General features: G+C 35.3%; 17 protein-coding genes. 8 read left to right on the forward strand and 9 right to left on the reverse strand.

The window, feature by feature from the left end:
• Positions 1-106: 106 nt before the first annotated feature.
• Together ACNH59_RS09620 and ACNH59_RS09625 are read right to left on the reverse strand one after the other, a co-directional pair.
• Entirely contained in the window at positions 107-613 is a 507-nt protein-coding gene (locus ACNH59_RS09620) for a hypothetical protein (protein WP_418262331.1), read from the reverse strand.
• Positions 614-840: 227 nt separating this feature from the next.
• On the reverse strand, positions 841-1,857 hold the full coding sequence (locus tag ACNH59_RS09625; protein ID WP_418262332.1) for a glutamine synthetase beta-grasp domain-containing protein: 1,017 nt from the start codon (positions 1,855-1,857) through the stop codon (positions 841-843).
• A gap of 275 nt (positions 1,858-2,132) precedes the next feature.
• Here ACNH59_RS09625 and ACNH59_RS09630 point away from each other — a divergent pair, with 275 nt between their 5' ends.
• Both ACNH59_RS09630 and ACNH59_RS09635 read left to right on the forward strand, forming a co-directional pair.
• Positions 2,133-4,322, forward strand: coding sequence for a glutamine synthetase III (locus ACNH59_RS09630; protein ID WP_418262333.1), 2,190 nt, complete (start codon positions 2,133-2,135; stop codon positions 4,320-4,322).
• A gap of 161 nt (positions 4,323-4,483) precedes the next feature.
• The gene (locus ACNH59_RS09635) at positions 4,484-7,072 is read left to right on the forward strand and encodes a T9SS type A sorting domain-containing protein (RefSeq protein ID WP_418262334.1); all 2,589 of its coding nucleotides are present in this window, start codon (positions 4,484-4,486) and stop codon (positions 7,070-7,072) included.
• Positions 7,073-7,132: 60 nt separating this feature from the next.
• Here the strand turns inward: ACNH59_RS09635 and ACNH59_RS09640 are convergent, their stop codons facing one another.
• Genes ACNH59_RS09640 through ACNH59_RS09655 form a run of 4 tightly spaced genes read right to left on the reverse strand, consistent with a single transcriptional unit; the run spans position 7,133 to position 10,051 of the window.
• The gene (locus ACNH59_RS09640) at positions 7,133-7,816 is read right to left on the reverse strand and encodes an SDR family NAD(P)-dependent oxidoreductase (RefSeq protein ID WP_418262335.1); all 684 of its coding nucleotides are present in this window, start codon (positions 7,814-7,816) and stop codon (positions 7,133-7,135) included.
• Positions 7,813-8,091 (reverse strand): TIGR03643 family protein, encoded by a 279-nt coding sequence (locus tag ACNH59_RS09645; protein WP_418262336.1) that lies wholly within the window; start codon positions 8,089-8,091, stop codon positions 7,813-7,815. Before ACNH59_RS09645 ends, ACNH59_RS09640 begins: the two co-directional genes overlap by 4 nt.
• Positions 8,088-9,392, reverse strand: coding sequence for an ABC1 kinase family protein (locus tag ACNH59_RS09650; protein ID WP_418262337.1), 1,305 nt, complete (start codon positions 9,390-9,392; stop codon positions 8,088-8,090). Before ACNH59_RS09650 ends, ACNH59_RS09645 begins: the two co-directional genes overlap by 4 nt.
• A complete protein-coding gene (locus ACNH59_RS09655; RefSeq protein WP_418262338.1) occupies positions 9,392-10,051 on the reverse strand; it encodes a TetR family transcriptional regulator C-terminal domain-containing protein in 660 nt (219 codons plus the stop codon). The genes ACNH59_RS09650 and ACNH59_RS09655 overlap by 1 nt, the downstream gene beginning before the upstream one ends.
• 211 nt (positions 10,052-10,262) lie before the next feature.
• Between ACNH59_RS09655 and ACNH59_RS09660 the strand changes: the two genes are divergently transcribed.
• The 4 genes from ACNH59_RS09660 to ACNH59_RS09675 all read left to right on the forward strand — a co-directional run bounded on the left by ACNH59_RS09660 (position 10,263) and on the right by ACNH59_RS09675 (position 12,951).
• Positions 10,263-11,441 carry an AIR synthase related protein gene (locus ACNH59_RS09660; RefSeq protein WP_418262339.1) on the forward strand — a complete coding sequence of 393 codons (1,179 nt, stop codon included), beginning with the start codon at positions 10,263-10,265 and terminating at the stop codon, positions 11,439-11,441.
• 111 nt (positions 11,442-11,552) lie between these two features.
• Positions 11,553-11,915, forward strand: coding sequence for a hypothetical protein (locus ACNH59_RS09665; protein ID WP_418262340.1), 363 nt, complete (start codon positions 11,553-11,555; stop codon positions 11,913-11,915).
• 133 nt (positions 11,916-12,048) lie between these two features.
• Positions 12,049-12,489 carry a hypothetical protein gene (locus tag ACNH59_RS09670; protein WP_418262341.1) on the forward strand — a complete coding sequence of 147 codons (441 nt, stop codon included), beginning with the start codon at positions 12,049-12,051 and terminating at the stop codon, positions 12,487-12,489.
• A gap of 93 nt (positions 12,490-12,582) precedes the next feature.
• The gene (locus ACNH59_RS09675; RefSeq protein ID WP_418262342.1) at positions 12,583-12,951 is read left to right on the forward strand and encodes a DUF1801 domain-containing protein; all 369 of its coding nucleotides are present in this window, start codon (positions 12,583-12,585) and stop codon (positions 12,949-12,951) included.
• Between the two features lie 106 nt (positions 12,952-13,057).
• Here the strand turns inward: ACNH59_RS09675 and ACNH59_RS09680 are convergent, their stop codons facing one another.
• The gene (locus ACNH59_RS09680; protein WP_418262343.1) at positions 13,058-14,071 is read right to left on the reverse strand and encodes a M28 family metallopeptidase; all 1,014 of its coding nucleotides are present in this window, start codon (positions 14,069-14,071) and stop codon (positions 13,058-13,060) included.
• A gap of 240 nt (positions 14,072-14,311) precedes the next feature.
• Between ACNH59_RS09680 and rocD the strand changes: the two genes are divergently transcribed.
• Both rocD and cobA read left to right on the forward strand, forming a co-directional pair.
• A complete protein-coding gene (gene rocD, locus ACNH59_RS09685) occupies positions 14,312-15,562 on the forward strand; it encodes an ornithine--oxo-acid transaminase (RefSeq protein ID WP_418262344.1) in 1,251 nt (416 codons plus the stop codon).
• Positions 15,563-15,769: 207 nt separating this feature from the next.
• The gene (gene cobA / locus ACNH59_RS09690) at positions 15,770-16,561 is read left to right on the forward strand and encodes a uroporphyrinogen-III C-methyltransferase (protein ID WP_418262345.1); all 792 of its coding nucleotides are present in this window, start codon (positions 15,770-15,772) and stop codon (positions 16,559-16,561) included.
• 634 nt (positions 16,562-17,195) lie between these two features.
• On the opposite strand, the gene ACNH59_RS09695 is transcribed toward cobA, so the two are convergent.
• Positions 17,196-17,744 carry an acyl-CoA thioesterase gene (locus tag ACNH59_RS09695; protein ID WP_418262346.1) on the reverse strand — a complete coding sequence of 183 codons (549 nt, stop codon included), beginning with the start codon at positions 17,742-17,744 and terminating at the stop codon, positions 17,196-17,198.
• A 21-nt stretch (positions 17,745-17,765) separates the two neighbouring features.
• A complete protein-coding gene (locus ACNH59_RS09700) occupies positions 17,766-19,211 on the reverse strand; it encodes a rubredoxin (RefSeq protein WP_418262347.1) in 1,446 nt (481 codons plus the stop codon).
• Positions 19,212-19,245 lie beyond the last annotated feature (34 nt).

Raw genomic sequence — 19,245 nt, forward strand, 5'->3', positions numbered from 1 at the left:
GGGCTTTAATTGTGTATGATGCTTTTTTTTTAAAATGATTTAGGGCTGAATTTGATTTTGAATAAAAAATCACTAGTTGAAGAGAAAGATCGTATAAAGAAAGTTTTTATTCGGTCTCATTCATAGTTTCAGGAAATTCAGCACAATCTATTGGTGAGAATTTGTATTTTACTTTGTCAAAATCAATAGGTGAATCTTTAACAAAATAAGAGGCTCCCATTGAAGTTTCTATTTTGCCATTTCCTAGAATAAGTTGATTGTCTTTTTTAAGAAATGCCATAGGATTTTTATAGGTGACTTTTTTGTTTTTTTCCAAGGTAAAGGTGTAACTCGCAAACAAAGTGTCGCCACGAAATTTACCCACTAATTCACCAATTTTTTTTTGTCTGTTAACAATATTCATTACCATTTGGCCCTTAATATCACCATCTTTCATAGTGTTTAATTTTAGGTCTAGGGTGTCCTCTTGGTAAATAGCTTGATAGCATTCTGTATTTGTTGGTTCTTCGAATTCGGCAACCCGTGGTTCTGTGTTTTTTTTGCTTTCATTGTTTTTGCAACTCTCGAATCCAAGAGCGACTATTAGTAGACATAATATACTTAAGTTTTTCATAATATAAATTTATTATAAGTTAATAATTTGTGAGGGTCTAATGTTGTATTGTGTATTAAATATAAGATTTTTTTTTAAATAAAAAAATATAATGGAGATTACGTCTTGTGAATCATCTTATTAGCTATGATAGATAAGTAGCTAGAATTTATTTCTTAATTGGGTTAAAAGCAAAAAAAAATGCCTTCAAAAAAATTGAAGGCATTTTTATTATTTCAGAGAAGAAATTACAAAGCAGATTTAACTGTTTTGATGATTCTTGCAGCGATTTTGTATGGGTCACCGTTTGAAGCAGGTCTTCTGTCTTCTAACCATCCTTTCCATCCTTTTTGAACAGTCATCAAAGGAATACGGATAGAACATCCTCTGTCAGATACTCCATAAGAGAAATCGTTGATAGAAGCAGTTTCGTGTTTACCAGTTAAACGTTGGTCGTTGAAAGCACCGTAAACAGCAATGTGTTCTTTAGTAACTGGACGGAAAGCCTCACAGATTTTCTCATAAGTTTCTTTAGAACCACATGTTCTTAATACTTCGTTAGAGAAGTTAGCGTGCATACCTGAACCATTCCAGTCAGTATCACCTAGTGGTTTTGGGTGGTATTCAATGTAGTAACCATATTTCTCAGTCAAACGATCTAATAAATATCTAGAAACCCAGATTTCATCACCTGCTTTTTTAGCACCTTTTGCAAATAATTGGTATTCCCATTGTCCGCAAGCAACCTCTTGGTTGATTCCTTCAAAGTTAAGACCTGCAGCGATACATAAATCAGCGTGCTCTTCAACTAATTTTCTTCCGTGCGTGTTTTTTCCACCTACTGAACAGTAGTACATACCTTGTGGAGCAGGGTAACCTCCAACAGGGAATCCTAATGGTAATAAAGTTTTAGTATCCATGATGAAGTACTCTTGTTCGAAACCAAACCAGAAATCATCATTATCATCGTCAATAGTAGCTCTTCCGTTAGAAGAATGTGGTGTTCCATCAGCATTCATAACTTCACACATTACCAAGTATCCGTTCAAACGTTCTGGATCTGGGTAGATAGCTACTGGTACTAAAAGGCAATCAGAAGAACCTCCTTCAGCTTGCTTAGTAGATGAACCGTCAAAAGACCAGTTTCCGATCTCTTCTAATGTCCCTTGAAAGTTTTCGTGCTCTTCAACTTTAGTTTTGCTTCTTAGGTTTTGTGTTGGTTCGTATCCATCCAACCAAAGGTATTCTAATTTTATTTTAGTCATAATATTGTAAATTAATTTAATGATTTTAAAACAGCGCAAATATAATAGTTTTTTTTTAGAGGGGAAAATTAGGGGGTGTAAAATATTTCTTTGCAACTTATTTTTTTGATTACTACAATTTTCATGGGGGATAATTTGGAAAAATTCATTTTGAGGGGGTGTAACAATTAATTGTGTAAAAAATTAAGAGCTGACTGCTTCTTTATTATAATAGCCATTAATTCTTTGTTATCTTTGTGAAAATTATAGAATTCAATCTGAAATAAGTAAACTATATGTCAACAATTCGTTTTCAGGCTTTGAAAGAAGCTTCAGCAAGGAAACCAGTTCATTTTGAAGAAACTGGAAGAAAATCAGCCATTTTTGGTTCAAATGTTTTTAATCAATTTGCGATGAAGCAATATTTGACTTCTGATGCTTATAAAGCAGTGCAAAGTGCTATTCAGCACGGAACAAAAATTGATAGAAAATTAGCGGATTATATTGCTATGGGAATGAAAGAATGGGCACTGTCTAAGGGAGTGACTCATTATACACACTGGTTTCAACCTCTAACTGGTGCAACTGCGGAGAAACACGACGCTTTTTTTGATATGTCTTTTGACGGTAGTGAAACTGTTGAGAAATTTGGTGGTGCTCAATTGGTACAACAAGAACCAGATGCTTCTAGTTTTCCTAATGGGGGTATTCGTAATACATTTGAAGCAAGAGGATATACCGCTTGGGATCCTACCTCGCCAGCTTTTATTTTTGGAACAACACTTTGCATCCCTACGGTTTTTATATCTTATACAGGTGAAGCTTTAGATAATAAAATTCCTTTGTTAAGAGCCTTGTCGGCAATCGATGAAGCAGCTACTGAGGTTTGTAAATATTTTGACAAAAATGTTAAAAAAGTAACCGCAACCTTAGGATGGGAGCAGGAATATTTTTTGATTGATAAAGCTTTGGCCGAATCTCGTCCAGACATCATGATGACGGGAAGAACCTTATTAGGACATACTTCTGCCAAAGGGCAACAGCTAGACGATCACTATTTTGGGGCTATTCCAACGCGCGCATTGACTTATATGAGGGATTTGGAACAAGAATGTATGTTGCTTGGGATTCCTGTTAAGACAAGACACAACGAGGTAGCGCCTAATCAATTCGAATTTGCACCTATTTTTGAAGAAACTAATTTAGCGGTTGATCACAATTCACTATTAATGGATGTGATGCAAAAAGTGGCAGAAAGACATCATTTAAAAGTATTGTTACACGAAAAACCATTTAAAGGTGTAAATGGTTCTGGAAAGCATAACAACTGGTCGTTGGCTACAGATACGGGGATTAATTTGTTGAGTCCGAGTAAAACGCCGATGACTAATTTACAATTTTTGACCTTTTTTATAAATACTATCAAAGCGGTAAATGATTACGAATCTTTATTGCGTTCTTCGATTGCAACCGCTAGTAACGACCATCGTTTAGGGGCAAATGAAGCGCCACCTGCGATAATTTCGGTATTTATTGGAGAGCAATTAACAAAAGTTTTAGACGAATTAAAAGAGGTGACCAAAGGAAAATTATCTCCAGAGGAAAAAACCGATTTAAAACTAAATGTAGTAGGTAAAATTCCTGAAGTAATCTTGGATAATACCGATAGAAATAGAACTTCGCCTTTTGCCTTTACAGGAAATAAATTCGAATTTAGAGCGGTAGGTTCTTCTGCAAACTGTTCGAATTCTATGACGACTTTGAATACTATAGTTGCCAAGCAATTGAAAGATTTTAAAGTTGAGGTAGATGCTTTAATTGACGCTAAGGCCATGAAAAAAGATGATGCCATCTTTAATGTACTTAGAGAATACATCAAAAAATCGAGAAGAATTCTTTTTGAGGGTGATGGATATAGCCAAGCTTGGGAAGCTGAAGCAGCGAAACGAGGTTTGAGTAATTTTAAAACCACACCTGAAGCTTTAAAGGCTAAAATTTCAAAACAAGCATTGGAATTATTCTCTGAAATGGGAATCATGAATCATGTCGAAGTAGAAGCTCGTTACGAGATTGAACTTGAGGAATACGTGAAGAAAATTCAAATTGAAGGACGTGTTTTGGGTGATATTGCTACGAATCACGTGATTCCAACAGCCATTCGTTACCAAAACACTTTGATTGAAAATGTTAAAGGATTGAAAGATATTTTTGGAACCGAATTTGAGACGATTGCTAAAGAACAAATTGTATTAATCAAAACGATTTCGAAACATATCGAAGGTATCAATACAAAAGTGGTTGAAATGATTAATGAAAGAAAGAAAGCAAATGCTTTAGAAGATGCACAAAAAATGGCCGAAGCATATTGCAACAACGTGAAGCCTTACTTTGAAATCATCCGTGAACATTGTGATAAATTAGAACTTTTGGTGGATAATGAATTATGGACTTTGACAAAATATAGAGAATTGTTGTTGACCAAATAGTGATTTTTATTAACTCTTAATATAGAAAAATGCTTGTCAAATCTCCGACAGGCATTTTTTTTGTGTAATTTTTTTAATAAAGGGGGTAACAATTGTTTTTCTAGATTGATATAGATACGTATTCGACAAAAACTGTTCTATTAATCTTAAAATTATTTATTATGAAAACAATTGTACACCTAGTCACCGTATTGTTTATTTTATTAGCGGGGTCAGTAACGGCTCAAAAATACCAAGACACCTTGATAACTGTTGGAAATACTAAACTACATTATGAATATGATGTGAGTTGGACTAAAGATGTGAAATCAAGAGAGATTGAGCAATTTATTAAAAATCAAATGACTCCCTCTTTTAAATCATCTTCTCAAATACTATCCATTTTGCAAAACATCAAAGTATCTCAAGATCCTTGTTTTAATTCTGGTTTTGAAAGTGGCTACAGTGGTTGGACAGGTTTGAGTTTAAAACATGGTATAACCACACTTCCTATTGAAAATGGATTGATTTTGAATCCAGGCGTTTTGGCTTTGCCTTACACTGGTTTAGGAAGTGGACAAAATTTTACGGCTATCGAAACCGTTGGTACTGATGCATTGTTGTTAGCTTCAACTCCCTCTTTTTCGATGTCTAAAACAGCCCCAGGATCTTTGGGTACGCAATCACTTCGTTTAGGAAATAATCAGCCAGGTTATGGTGCTGAAGGAGTAGCGAAGCGTTTTGTAGTTACACCAGCAAATGCAAAATATTATTTCCAATATGCTATGGTGATGGATAAGAGTCACTCTAATACTGATGGAACTCCAAACGGAACCGAAGTGTTTTTTGTGGCTGAGGCTGTTGATATGTCGGGAGTTACGATTGATAAAATAGTAGATGTTGCGGCTCCTTCGAATCCTTTTATTAGCACCACTAATTCTCCGACCGAAGGGGTGAAATACTATAGAAATTGGCGTTGTGCTTATTTAGATTTATCCAGTCACATCGGACAAGAGGTTGTGGTGATGTTTATTAATTCAGATTGTTCGGCTGGAGCGCATAATGGATATACTTATATTGATGAAACCTGTACAACCTGTAAAAATACCTCAGAAGGCACCATTGATTTAAGTTTGAAAGGACGTGATTGTATTGAGCCGAAACAAACTTTTAATGGAACATTTACGGTACCTGCTTTGGCTTCGAATGTTTCTATTAGTTTTGAAATCTATCAAAGTGGTACTTTATTAAATACCATTCCAGCAACAACTGTTGTGGGGTCAAATTATACTATAGATGTTACTGCTACTGATTTTCCTATCCAAACGGTAGGTACATGTTATGATGTGGTGGCTAAATTAACTTTTGATTTAATTGACTTAAATGGAAATGTACAAACGGTAGTTCAGTATTCTACAAAGCCAGTTTTAGGAGTGCAATATGGTCAGGTAGCGGGTTTAAATAATGATATTTGTTTTTGTGATAACGATTTGGGTTCTTTCTGTTGTGATGCTGATAATTTGGTGAGTAATGGAAATTTTGAGGCAGGTAACACAGGTTTTTCAAGTGCTTATTCCTTAAATGCAGCAACCAATCCTGGGCAATATAATGTTATAAATACAGCAGCGGCTTTTGGAGCAGCGGTTACAGATCATTCGTATTGTGTTGACCCCGTGACTTACGCGTCCAATTCTAGATATTTGACTGTAAATGGGAAAACGCAGCAATCGGGTTCTTCTGTTATTTGGGAGCAAACGATTACTGGGTTAAGAAAAGGGGAAACATACCGTTTTTGTGCTAATTTTAAAAACATGAAGCAATGTACTTTTGATATTTTACCAAAAGTTCGAATGGAGGCAGGAACTACGAGTTCTCCAGTATTCACGATAAATATGGCGACTACTAATGCTTGTGCATGGCAAAATGAAAACATGACTTTTACAGCATCTGGAACTACAGAAACTATTCGAATCTATCTTGATGAAATGGGTAATGGTGACGGAAATGATTTAGCAATTGATGATATTTATGTGGGGATTTTGAGTGATCCAGGACTTGCTATTACGGTACAACATGACGGTACAAACAATGCAATTATAGGTTCAGTAAATACAATTTCAACTACAGATGATACTATTAAAGGGGATTGTAGAAAATACCACTGGTTTGTGGCTGAGGTAAGTTCTTATCCGTCAATAGTGATTGATTGGAGTACTTTTGCACACGGAAACAATACAGGAAGTAATCTACCACCATTTGCAGGAACTCCATCGCTAATACCTTGGAATCTTACAACTACTTTTCCTGGGTATGCTTTTGCAAACAATAAACTATATATCGTAGGAATGTACACGCCAGAATGTGAGTGTTATGCAAGTGATTTTACGTATCAACTGACCTTTAATACCACGGCTAAAAATGCAGTATCTACTAAAGTATCTGATGAGCAACGAGAACAAATTATTGATGCTATCTTGAATGGATTGAAAGCTGATAAAATTGATGTAGAATTTTCGAAAGAAGTAGCCGCGACAAAAAGTATTGAGATTTATCCTAATCCTGTGAAGGAAGAGTTTGTTTTATCAGTATCCAATGAAATGATTTCAAAAGTCATTATTTCTGATATGGCTGGTAAAATTGTTAAAGAGCAATCTTTTTCTTCTCGAAATAGTGACGAGAAAGTAAATGTCTCTCAATTGATTCAAGGAGTTTATTTTGTCAAACTATTGACAAATAAAAACACCTATGATTCTAAAATGATAAAGAATTAATTTCTTAAATATTTTTTTGAAACGGGTTATCTACAGAGGTAGATAGCCCGTTTTTTGTTATTATAATTTAAAAGTAACAATGCCATAATCCATTGGGATAATCTGTCCTGACATGGATTGAGCTTGGTCTGAAATTAAGAAGCAGGCCATTGCGGCCACTTCTTGTGTGTTTAAGAAGCCTTTCATAGGATGGCGTTCTGTCATGTTGTCTCTCATGCGGTCGTTGCGCAGGATGTTTGCGGCCAAGGAGGTGTCTGTAATCGTTGGCGCTATTGCATTGATTCGGATGTTTGGAGCTAATTCGGCTCCTAAAGATTTTACTAATCCTTCAATTGCTGCCTTGGAAGTGGCTACACTGGCGTGATAAGGCATTCCAAGTTTTACTGCAACAGTACTGAATAATAGAATGGAAGGTTTGTTTCCTTTTTTAAGAACGGGCAAATATTTTTGGATGGTTTTGATCGCTCCAATTACGTTAACCTCAAAATCATGTCTAAAATCGTCTAGACTCAATCCAGAAATGGGCTTTAAGTTGATAGTTCCCGGACAATAAATAATACTGTCTAATGCTTCTATTTCAGGTAGCTCATCTTGAGTAATGTCCAGTGAAAAATGAGTGAGATTTGCATGAGTTATTTCGGGTGCTGTTCTGCTGATATTGGTAACGTTTTGGTTTAGAAGTTGTTGTTCTGCAATTGCTTTTCCTATTCCTTTGCTGCCGCCAATGATTAGTATGTTTTTCATCTTTTGGATATTTTATTTTGGCTAATTTGTCTTTGTCTGCTACATTTAAAACGGCCTTCGCTAAAAGTTCTTAATTGTGCATGTTTGGTTTTGCGACCTTGTACTCTTGCACGCCAACGTTTGAAGCTGGAAGGTTTTAATTCCAGTCGCATGTGATTGATGACTTCTTGTTCATTCAGTCCAAATTGAAATAAAATGGCATCAAATGTCGTTCGATCTTCCCAAGCCATTTCGATAATTCGGTCGCTGTCTTTGTTGGTTAGTTTGGCTTTCAATGTTTTAATTCTTTATATTGATTGACAATGATATTGGCTTTTAGGTCAAAAAGTAGGTTGTATAAGCCAAAGAACGTACGATTCATATAGATAAAATGTTTAGATCCTCGGTTGCCATTCATTTTTTTAAGATTGGTGTCTTTGGAAAAACGCTCTCCCAATTGTGCTATTTTTTCGAAAAATATACCGTCAGAGAAATCGAATGTTTCTGATTGAAAAGGCTGTGTAAATAGCGCTAGCAAGTCATAAAACATTTGTGTGAAATACTCTTTTTCTTCTTGAGTGTCCTCAGATTTGATGATTTCTAAATCCGTAAGTTTGGTTTCAAAAAGTTGTGGATTATTGAGGATTTTTGTGTCTACCAATTCGAAATAAGGGATGTAGAAGGACTCAGGGATTGTCTTCATACAACCAAAATCAAGAGCTACAAGTTGGTTTGCTTTGTTAATTAAAAAATTCCCAGGATGAGGGTCAGCGTGTACTTTTTTAAGAATATGAATTTGAAACATATAAAAGTCCCAAAGTGCTTGACCTAGTTGATTGGCAATAATAGGGTCATTATTTTTAAATTCGGATAGATGAACTCCTTCCATCCAGTCCATCGTGAGTATTTTGTCAGAGGAATATTCAGGATAGTATTGTGGCATTATCAAGTTCGGAATATGTTTGCAAGCGGCTTCAATTTCTTGGCTTTGTTTCAATTCCAGCGTATAGTTCGTTTCTTCAATCAGTTTGTCTTCAACTTCTTTGAAATATTTATCCGAATCTTTTCCTTGTAGGTTGAACATTCTAATTGCCACTGGTTTGACCATTGCTAAATCAGATGAAATACTGTTGGCAACACCAGGGTATTGAATTTTAACGGCTAGTTTTTTGCCTTGTTTTACAGCTTGATGTACTTGTCCGATGCTTGCTGCATTGACCGAATTGTCGTTGAATTCATCAAATATTTCATGGGGATTTTTACCCAAGCTATTTTTGAATGTTTTTAATACTAAAGGAGCTGAAAGTGGCGGTACTGAAAATTGTGACAATGAAAATTTCTCGACATAAGCCTGTGGCAAAAAGTTTTTGTCCATACTCAACATTTGCGCTACTTTAAGAGCGCTTCCTTTCAAATCTTTGAGTCCATCGTAAATGTCAGCAGCATTGCTTTCGTTCAACTTATCTTTAGTAAGTTCAGAGTTGACAATTTTTTCGCCATAATATTTGATATAGTTAACGCCTACTTTAGCACCAGTTTGTACCAATTTAGTAGCGCGTTCAATCTTAGAGGTGGGAATACGGTCTAGTGACTTCATTACATTTTTTGTATTTTTTCTTTAAAAAGAAATTTGCCAAAATCAAGCAAACTATCAATAGGTGCTATATTGATCAATTCAAAACTCAATTTCACTGATTTTTCAATGTAAATGTCAGTTTTTTCAAAAGCAGCTGAATCATCTTCCATCCAAAATTTTAAGGTTAGTAAAAACTGAATCCAAGCACTCTCTTGTAATCCCTTGAGTTGTATTTCTTGTACTTTTTCTTGTTTTAGAAGGTAGTTTTCGTCCAGTATTTCAGCAATGAATTTTTTGAATTCTGTACGTAGCGGTCCAAGTTGGGATAGGTTTTTCAATATGTTTTTATGTTCTTTAAGTGTCAAGATTACATAAGAACGATTCATAGTTAGCATTTCGAAAAAAGTAAAGTAGAAACTCAAAAGTTTATTTTTGGTTTCGTAATCTAAATAAGCTGGGTCTTTTTGAATCAAATCGGTGGTTTTTGAAAAAAACAAACTAAAAATAGCCTTGTCAACTGCTTCTAGTGTTCCAAATTCTTTGTAAAAATCTGCCTCCGAAATGTTGTTTTCTTTAGCAAATAGATAGACGGAATCTGGTTTTTTACTGTGTTCTAGACTATAGTTCATATACATAGATATGATACTTTCTTTATCTGCTTTTGTTTTTTTACTTGCCATGATTGCTGCTTATTTGGATTTGAAAGTAAAGGTAATAAATGTTTAATCATTAAAGTAAAAGATTAAACAAAAGTTTTGTTAATGTTTTTTTTAGTGATAACCTTGAGACTCAATTGTAAGCTTCCTAAATCTTCAATCAAAAATCTATATTCTTTTATTATCTTTGCGCACGCAAACTAGTTGGTCAAAACCACTTACATAATAACAATTCATGAGTTCAGATACTTCAAAAAGATATGCCCTACGTGGGGTTTCGGCATCCAAAGAAGATGTGCATAACGCCATAAAAAACATTGATAAAGGTTTATTTCCTCAAGCATTTTGTAAAATTGTTCCTGATTATTTGACTCAGGATGAGGATTATTGCTTGATTATGCATGCTGATGGAGCAGGAACAAAATCCTCTCTAGCATATATGTACTGGAAAGAAACAGGTGATTTGTCTGTATGGAAAGGGATTGCCCAAGACGCGTTAATCATGAATATTGACGACTTATTATGTGTAGGAGCTACAGATAATATTTTGCTTTCTTCTACAATTGGAAGAAATAAAAACTTGATTCCAGCCGAAGTTATTTCAGCAATCATCAACGGGACTGAGGAATTAATAAAAGAATTGGACTCTTTTGGAGTTACGATTCATTCTACAGGAGGAGAAACCGCTGATGTGGGTGATATTGTTCGTACTATTATTGTGGATTCAACAGTAACCGCTCGTATGCCTCGTGCTAAAGTAATTGACAACGCCAATATTCAAACAGGGGATGTGATTGTAGGATTGGCTTCTTTTGGTCAAGCATCTTATGAAAAAGGATACAATGGCGGAATGGGTAGTAATGGATTAACATCGGCTCGTCATGATGTTTTCGAAAAATATTTGGCTACTAAATACCCTGAAAGTTATGATGCAGCCGTGCCAAACGAATTAATCTATTCAGGTCAAGTGAAATTGACAGATGCTGTAGAAAACTCACCTATTGATGCTGGACAATTGGTTCTTTCGCCAACACGTACCTATGCGCCAATAATCAAGAAAATTTTAGACAAATACAACGCCGACGATATTCACGGAATGGTGCATTGTAGTGGAGGAGCGCAAACTAAAATCTTGCATTTTGTGAACAATCTTCACATTATTAAAGACAATTTGTTTCCAGTGCCACCTTTGTTTCAATTGATTCAAGAGCAATCTAAAACGGACTGGAAGGAAATGTACCAAGTATTCAACTGTGGTCATCGCATGGAATTATATGTTCCTGAGGCGGTTGCTCAAGATATTATTGCAATTTCCAAATCTTTCAATGTAGATGCTCAAATCGTGGGTAGAGTAGAAGCTGCAGATGCTAAGAAATTAACAATTACCAGCGAATACGGTACTTTCGAGTATTAATATAAGAGTTGCTAAGAGGCTAAGGAACTAAGTTGCTGAGAGTTTATAGTGTTTTCAGTCCAATAGGAATCTTAGTATCTAGAATCTCAGAACCTTTGTAACTTTAGAATTATGTACGAACTCGTTTTTTGGCAATATCAAGAAGAGGTTTACCTCAATCATCAATTGGTTTATGAAGCCTTAATTGAAGAAGAAACCGTTGAAGGACTAGAGCTACTTCCTGTCCAAGTGATTCTTAATCGTATTGCCTCTGTTTTCTCCGATTGGGAAAAAGTAGATGCCGATAGTTGGAAAAATCCAAAAGGGAAAGGTGCTTTTCAAGTAAAGACAACTCCTCTGAGTGTTGCTATAGATTGCTATGGGACGCAAGGAAAAACGATGGATAAATTAGTAAGCATTATGGAGGAGTTCAAATGCCCGCTTTTTGATCCGCAAGTTCCAGCGCGTTACGATGAGTATTACGAAGAAGAATAAGTTGTCAGTGGTCAGTTTTAGTTAGTGTTCAGTTAGCATAAAAGAAAATAATTAGTGATAATTGGTGTAAATAGGGGTTTGAAAATCCTAAATCCCATCCTGAAATTTCGGGACTAAATCCTAAATAAAAAAAATGAAAATAAATCTCAAAAATGGAATAGACAAGTTGCTATTCGGGATGAAACAAAAAGATGTAGTAACGCTTTATGGTAAACCTACAAAAGAATATAAAGATGAGGATGGTCACCAAATTTTAGTGTACAACAGCCTAAAAATGCGCCTAACTTTTTACCATGACGAAGATTTTAAATTAGGTTATATCGTGGCTTCAAGTGCTAATTTAGAATTATTTGGAAACAAAATCATCGGAAAAAAAATAGGTGATGTTAAAAAAGATTTGGCTTCAAAAAACATTACTAAATTCACTCAGGAAGAATTTGATACGTTTGAGAATTACTTCAACGAAGAAAACTGGATTATCTTTCAAACCGAATTTGATGAAGTAGTTAAATTTGAAATCGGTGCTATCATCAATCAAAAAGATGAATTTGAGTGGAAATTTGGAAAAAAATAAATTTCTGTAAAGAATAAAAAGGAAACCGTCAATGAGAATTGGCGGTTTTTTTGTGAGTTTTCGGTATATTTGAAGTATAGGATTATTTGAGAAATGACACCACTAGACGAATTTTATCAAAGACAAGAAGAACCACTCAAAGGGATTTATTTGGCTTTGCGTGATATCATATTAAAGCAAGATGATAATATTACGCATAGTTTGAAATACGGCTGTCCTTTTTTTAGTTACAAAGGTAAGATGTTTTGTTATCTGTGGTTTCATAAAAAGTATAAACAACCTTATATCAGCTTGGTAGAAGGGAAATTGTTTGAGGAATTGTTTTTACTACAAGAAAAAAGAGCTAGAATGAAAATCATGCTTTTGGACATGGATGAAGATTTGCCTATAGAACAAATTGAAGCTGTTATTCAAAAAGCCATTTCGTTTTATAAAACGGGATTGATAAAAATTAAGAAATAATGCTATATTTCTTATAAGTGCACATGATACTATTAAAAAAAAATCTGTGTAGATCCGTTTAATCTGTTTTCCATTTCACACAATATTTTCTATTGCATTAGAATAATTATTTGTCCACTTTAATTCGGTTTTCTCTATTGGCGAGTTCCCATGCTAATACAAACGCGAGTTGTGTTCTCTTTTTTAAAGCGTCTAGTTCTATTTTATCAGGGGTGTCAGTTGCTCTATGGTAATCAGCATGGACCCCATTAAAAAAGAATACAGATGGAATTCCGTGTTTTGCAAAATTATAATGGTCTGAACGGGTGTAGTATTGATTAGGGTCGTAATCAGCAGTAAACCTATAATCAATATCCAGCTTGGTGTATTTTTCATTGGTAGCCACTAGCATATTATAAAGCTCAGTGGACAAACGTTCGGCGCCTATGGCGTAGACATAATTGTTAGATTTGCTGTGTTCTACGTCTCTGCGACCAATCATATCGATGTTGATATTGCTTACCGTGTTGGCTAAGGGGAAAATGGGATTTTCGGAATAATATTTAGAACCTAATAAGCCATGTTCTTCTCCAGTAACATGTAAGAATAAAATGGAACGTTTTGGTTTGTGCCCGTTTTTCTCCGCGATTTTAAAGGCTTGAGCAATTTCTAATAAGGCAGCAGTTCCTGTTCCATTATCGTCGGCTCCATTAAAAATGAGTTCGTTTTTGGTACCAATGTGGTCATAGTGGGCAGAAAGCACAATGATTTCTTCAGGCTTTTCAGTCCCTTTTATAAACGCACAAACATTTTCGGATTCATTTAGGTATTGTCCATTTCTCGTTCTTAATGCTTTGGAAGGTACTTTTTGGAAATAAGTTTGTAAGCTTTCAGGGTATGGAATTTCATTTTTTTGATAGTGTTTGGCTAAGTAGTCAGCTGCTTTTTTCTGGCCCAGCGATCCAGTTTGACGTCCTTGCATAGAATCAGAAGCTATAATGTAAAGATGTTCTTTTAATTCATTTTCAGTAATGGAATTCATATAAGTGCTTGCGTCGACTACTGTTTTTGTTTCAGTTAAGCGTACATTGGCACAGGAAAGAGTAAGCAGTACAATTAAAATAAAGATCTTATTTTTCATAGCTTAAATGGTTTATGCAAAAGATGTTTATGAGTTGAGATGTTACTATTTAATGAAATGAATTCAAATTTATCTCAATGCGAAAGTACATTTTATTTTGAGAGGTTAGAACTGCGACTGAGATTTTAACGGTAAATAGGGCGATTTGGGGTAGAAAGGGTTGGTTTTAGGAGTACTTTAGGTCCTTAAGTTAAAAAATAGCCTTATTTTTGCATTTTATAAGCACTCAAAAACAGTAACATGGAACAAATTCAGCAAGAACTTTCAACAAAATCGACTCAATTAATCAACAAGGAAAACAAGTATGGCGCTCATAATTATCACCCTTTACCAGTAGTACTGGAACGTGGAGAAGGAGTGTATGTTTGGGATGTTGATGGGAAAAAATATTTTGATTTTTTGTCTGCTTATTCTGCTGTAAATCAAGGGCATTGTCATCCTAAGATTGTTGAAGCTATGGTGCAGCAAGCACAAACGTTGACCCTAACATCACGTGCCTTTTATAATGACCAATTAGGGAATTATGAAGAGTACATTACAAATTATTTTGGTTTTGATAAGGTGTTGCCGATGAATACGGGAGCCGAAGCAGTTGAAACGGCTTTGAAGATTTGTAGAAAATGGGCCTATGAGGTAAAAGGAATTGATGAAAATCAAGCACAAATTGTAGTGTGCGAAAATAATTTTCACGGGAGAACCACTACGATTATTTCGTTTTCAAATGATGAAGGTGCTCGCAAGAATTTTGGTCCTTATACAGAAGGGTTTATTAAAATTCCGTATGACAATTTAGAAGCTTTAGAAAAGACCTTAGCGTCTTCAAAAAATATTGCGGGGTTCTTAGTGGAACCTATTCAGGGTGAAGCGGGCGTTTATGTACCTTCTGAAGGTTATTTAGCGAAAGCCAAAGCGCTTTGTGAACAATACAATGTATTGTTTATAGCCGATGAGGTTCAGACAGGAATTGCTCGTACAGGAAAATTATTAGCGGTGCATCATGAAAATGTACAACCTGATATTTTGATTTTGGGGAAGGCTATTTCAGGAGGTGTTTATCCTGTTTCGGCGGTTTTGGCCAATGATGTTGTGATGAATGTCATAAAACCAGGGCAACACGGTTCTACTTTTGGAGGAAATCCAGTGGCAGCAGCCGTTGCCGTGGCGGCGCTTGAAGTAGTAAAAGAAGAGCAACTTGCTGAAAATGCGGAACGATTAGGTGTTATTTTAAGAGCAGGACTCAATAAAATAGCCGAAAAAAATCCGTTAATCACTTTAGTAAGAGGGAAGGGATTGTTGAATGCGATTGTGATAGATAGCAATGAAGAGTCTGATTTGGCATGGAATATCTGTTTGAAATTTAGAGATTTAGGATTGTTGGCTAAGCCAACGCATGGCAATAAGATTCGTTTGGCACCGCCATTAGTTATCACTGAAGAACAAATAAATGAGTGCCTGAGTATTATTGAAAAAGCCTTAGAAGATTTTTTGTAGTAAGATTTTAGCTTAAAAAACAACAAAATTCATTTCTGGAAAGTAAAATTTGATTGTTTTCTACGTATGTTTTGAAATAATACTTATATTTGTTAAGTATTTATACGTAGAAAATTTTATTAATCAAATTTGGAACTAAGGATGCGATTTTTGAGACGTTATGTAAAAAGAGCGAAATTTATTTTCAAATTATTAAACGATGATAATATGAATAAGTCAAAAACACCAAAATTAACGATAGTAGGAGCGGGACCAGGTGATGTGGAGTTGATTACTGTGAAAGCGATTAAAGCATTAGAAGCTGCGGATGTGGTTTTGTATGATGCCTTAGTCAACGAAGACTTATTGCAGTATGCTTCGGGAGCCGAAATTGTATTTGTAGGCAAGCGCTTGGGTTGTCATGCGTATAGTCAAGACCAAATTAACGAACTGATTGTTGCCATGGCTTACCAACACGGTCATGTGGTACGATTAAAAGGGGGCGACCCATTTGTTTTTGGACGTGGAAGTGAGGAAATCGCTTTTGCTAGTGAAAATGGATTAGAAACGGCGATTGTGCCAGGAATATCTTCTTCTATGGGAGTGCCTGCATTGAACGGAATAAGCCTAACACAACGTAAAGTAGCCGAAAGTTTTTGGGTAATTACTGGAACTACTTCTGACCATAAATTATCTAATGATGTGGTATTAGCATCACAATCCTCTGCAACGGTGGTTATCTTGATGGGTATGCATAAACTAAGCGAAATTGTAGCGGTTTATCAAGCCAACAGAACGGATGACTTGCCTATTGGAATCATCCAAAATGGTACTAGAGCGGATCAAAAGAAAGTGATTGGAACTATCAGCACCATCGAAAACTTAGTTAAAGACCAACAAATTTTATCCCCAGCCATTATCGTTATTGGGGAAGTAGTAGGGAATATTTCAAAACTAACGGACTATATTGAGGAAGAAGATTTAGAATACGAATTTGTATATCAAAATTTGAGTCTTTAAATCGTTTTACAATAAGGTTTAAGTTTTAGCATAATAATTAAAAACCATTAAGAAATCATTTGCTTGATTTTTTAATGGTTTTTTTTGTGAAGTGGAGTTGTTTTCTTCATTAGCAGCTATTTATCTAAAGATTTCTGTAATTTCTAGACTTAATAATTTACCCTAATGTGATACTTGTCAACTTCGTCCAGATATAATTATTTGTCAATATTTAATTAAAAATCCCAATAGGTGAAGTAATTCTCTACAAGTACAGAAGTGTGTTTGCAATTTTGTAATTAAAAGCACATCATAAAAAAATGCTATTATGAAAATAAAAACGAACTAAATAGCCCTGATGGCAATGAAAATCCCACGCCTTTTTTTGGCGTGGATTGTAATGAACAGCAGGACGAGGCGTTGTTTTGAAAAGGAGGAGCGGTGCTCCTAAAACTACTGAGAATGAGGTTGCAATGGAGTAACGATTGTTACACTGTCCCGACGCTTCGGACAATGTTAGTAAGCTCGAGTTCTCGATACTGAGATAAAATTTTCTGTCGCAAATTTTATCTCAACTCGAACTGACGATGCATAATTTAATGACATTGCTTCGATTTCTCGAGTGTTGCAACCGTCATGTTTTATTCTGTTGTCATTACTGCAACTCGACCTTGATATTGTATTTTTTTGAGTTCAAAATGGTATCGATGGAACCAAAGGTAGCAATGCTTTTTTGTTCTTCTCTGATGCGTTTCATTTCGATTTGGCGCAAACAGTTTTGAAAACGGCTTACTTCCTTTAGGGTGGTCAAAATTAACCCTGGAACCGGAGAGGTCTTTCCTTCTTTGTCTTTGGAAACCATGGTGAAGTAGGAGGAGTTACAATGTTTGATTACTCCTGTTTGAATGTTTTCAGCTTCCACACGAATACCTACAATCATCGAGCTTTTACCCACATAGTTGACACTTGCTTTCATAGTTACTAATTCGCCAACTTCAATTGGCATTAAAAAGTTTACCGTGTCTACAGATGCTGTCACACAGTAGTTCCCTGAAAACTTAGAAGCGCAAGCAAAGGCAATTTGGTCCATTAGTGATAAAATATATCCTCCATGAATTTTTCCGCTAAAGTTGGTGTGCGAAGGCAACATCAATTCTGAAATCGTAATATGAGATGAGCTTACCGTTTTAAAAGTATTATTCATGTGCTAGTGCTTAAGTGTTACTTATATTTCTTGAGTTTCGTTGGTCAAAGCTATGAAATTATTTTTTGGTGCTTCGCATAGGGAACAACAATAATCATCCGGTAGGTTTTGGAACAATGTACCTTTTTCAATTCCTTGAACTAAATCTCCGTATTCAGAGTTATATACTGTTAAGCACTCTTGACATTGGTAAACGTCTTGAATTTTGTTTTCTTTTTTGGCAATTGTAGTTTCGTTATTAGTTTCTACAATTGAGCTTCCTAATTGGTTAAAGTATTTACGACTCAATTCAATTAAGATGTTAGGCAATTCTAGTTTGTCCACATCTTGTGCGTGAACTAGGTATTCGCGACTATTTGGATCAAAGTTCTTAGCATGCAAAACGTTAAAAGTATCTCTAATTTTGATAGATTCTAGGTCTTTTGGTAGTTCATTTTTTTCAACTACAATCGAGGTAAAATAATGTCCCTCACGATTGTAATCGGAAATTCCAAAGGTCAATCCGTAAGTACTGATGTCAAATTGATCCAAAGTTCGCACTAAGAATGTTTTCAAATTCAAGGCCCATTCGGTTGCTACCGGTAGATGCCAGTTGAGCTCTAGTAAAGAGTGACGCACATTGATACCGTTTTTGCCAAGGAATTTTTCCCAATCCAGTTTGTTGTCTTTAGGAATTCCTTTGATGATAAATGATTTCCAAGGTGTGATACAAATTTTTCCGATTTTACAGTCAAAACACAAATCACACATTTCCTTTAAGAACTTCAAGTCATAGAGGTTGTTTCTCCAGTACAATCCTAACCAATATTGGTCAATTCCCAATCGATTCATTCCTTCGTAATAAGGAAATGGATAGAAAGGAACGTTTAGGGGTTTGTCAATAGTTCTATTATTGGTGTCCAAAGCTTCACTCACCAAGCTGAAAATCATGTCGATTCCGCAACTTTCTTGTCGTACTACTTTTTCAATTTCGTAATAAATTTTGGCAATATCCCAGCTGTAGATTAGCACAGGATAGACTTCCATGCGTTCCCATTTGGGTAAACGAATGTATAAGTACCAATAATCTTCATGCTCAGAAGCAATAAAGTTAATATGTCCTGTAAATAAAGGAACGAGTTGTTGTTTTGGGTCAGTGATATTGACTTTTAATTCGGGTTGATCTTTGAATTGTTCCAAAACATACAAAAACTTGTTTCCTGTCAACCAAGGGGTATTTCTAAAAACATCTGTAGAAACATAGGAAGAAACAATATTGTTGTTACCACTGTTTTCATCAGGAAATACAAAATGATGTTTTCCAGTTTTTTCTCGGTCTATATTTTTAAATCCTTTTGGAAAAATAATGTCTTGTCTGGAACCAAATGAAATTGTTTCTAGGCCTTGTTCTAGTGCCATATTGACAATCTCTTTCAATTCTCCAGGAGATAATACGCCTCCTTTTACTATCAATCGTGTTAATTCCATGTTCTATCTAGTTTACGGTGTTCAGTTTGCAGCA

It is taken from the genome of Flavobacterium faecale, assembly GCF_048320115.1.
GTDB classification, from domain to species: Bacteria; Bacteroidota; Bacteroidia; order Flavobacteriales; family Flavobacteriaceae; genus Flavobacterium; species Flavobacterium faecale_A.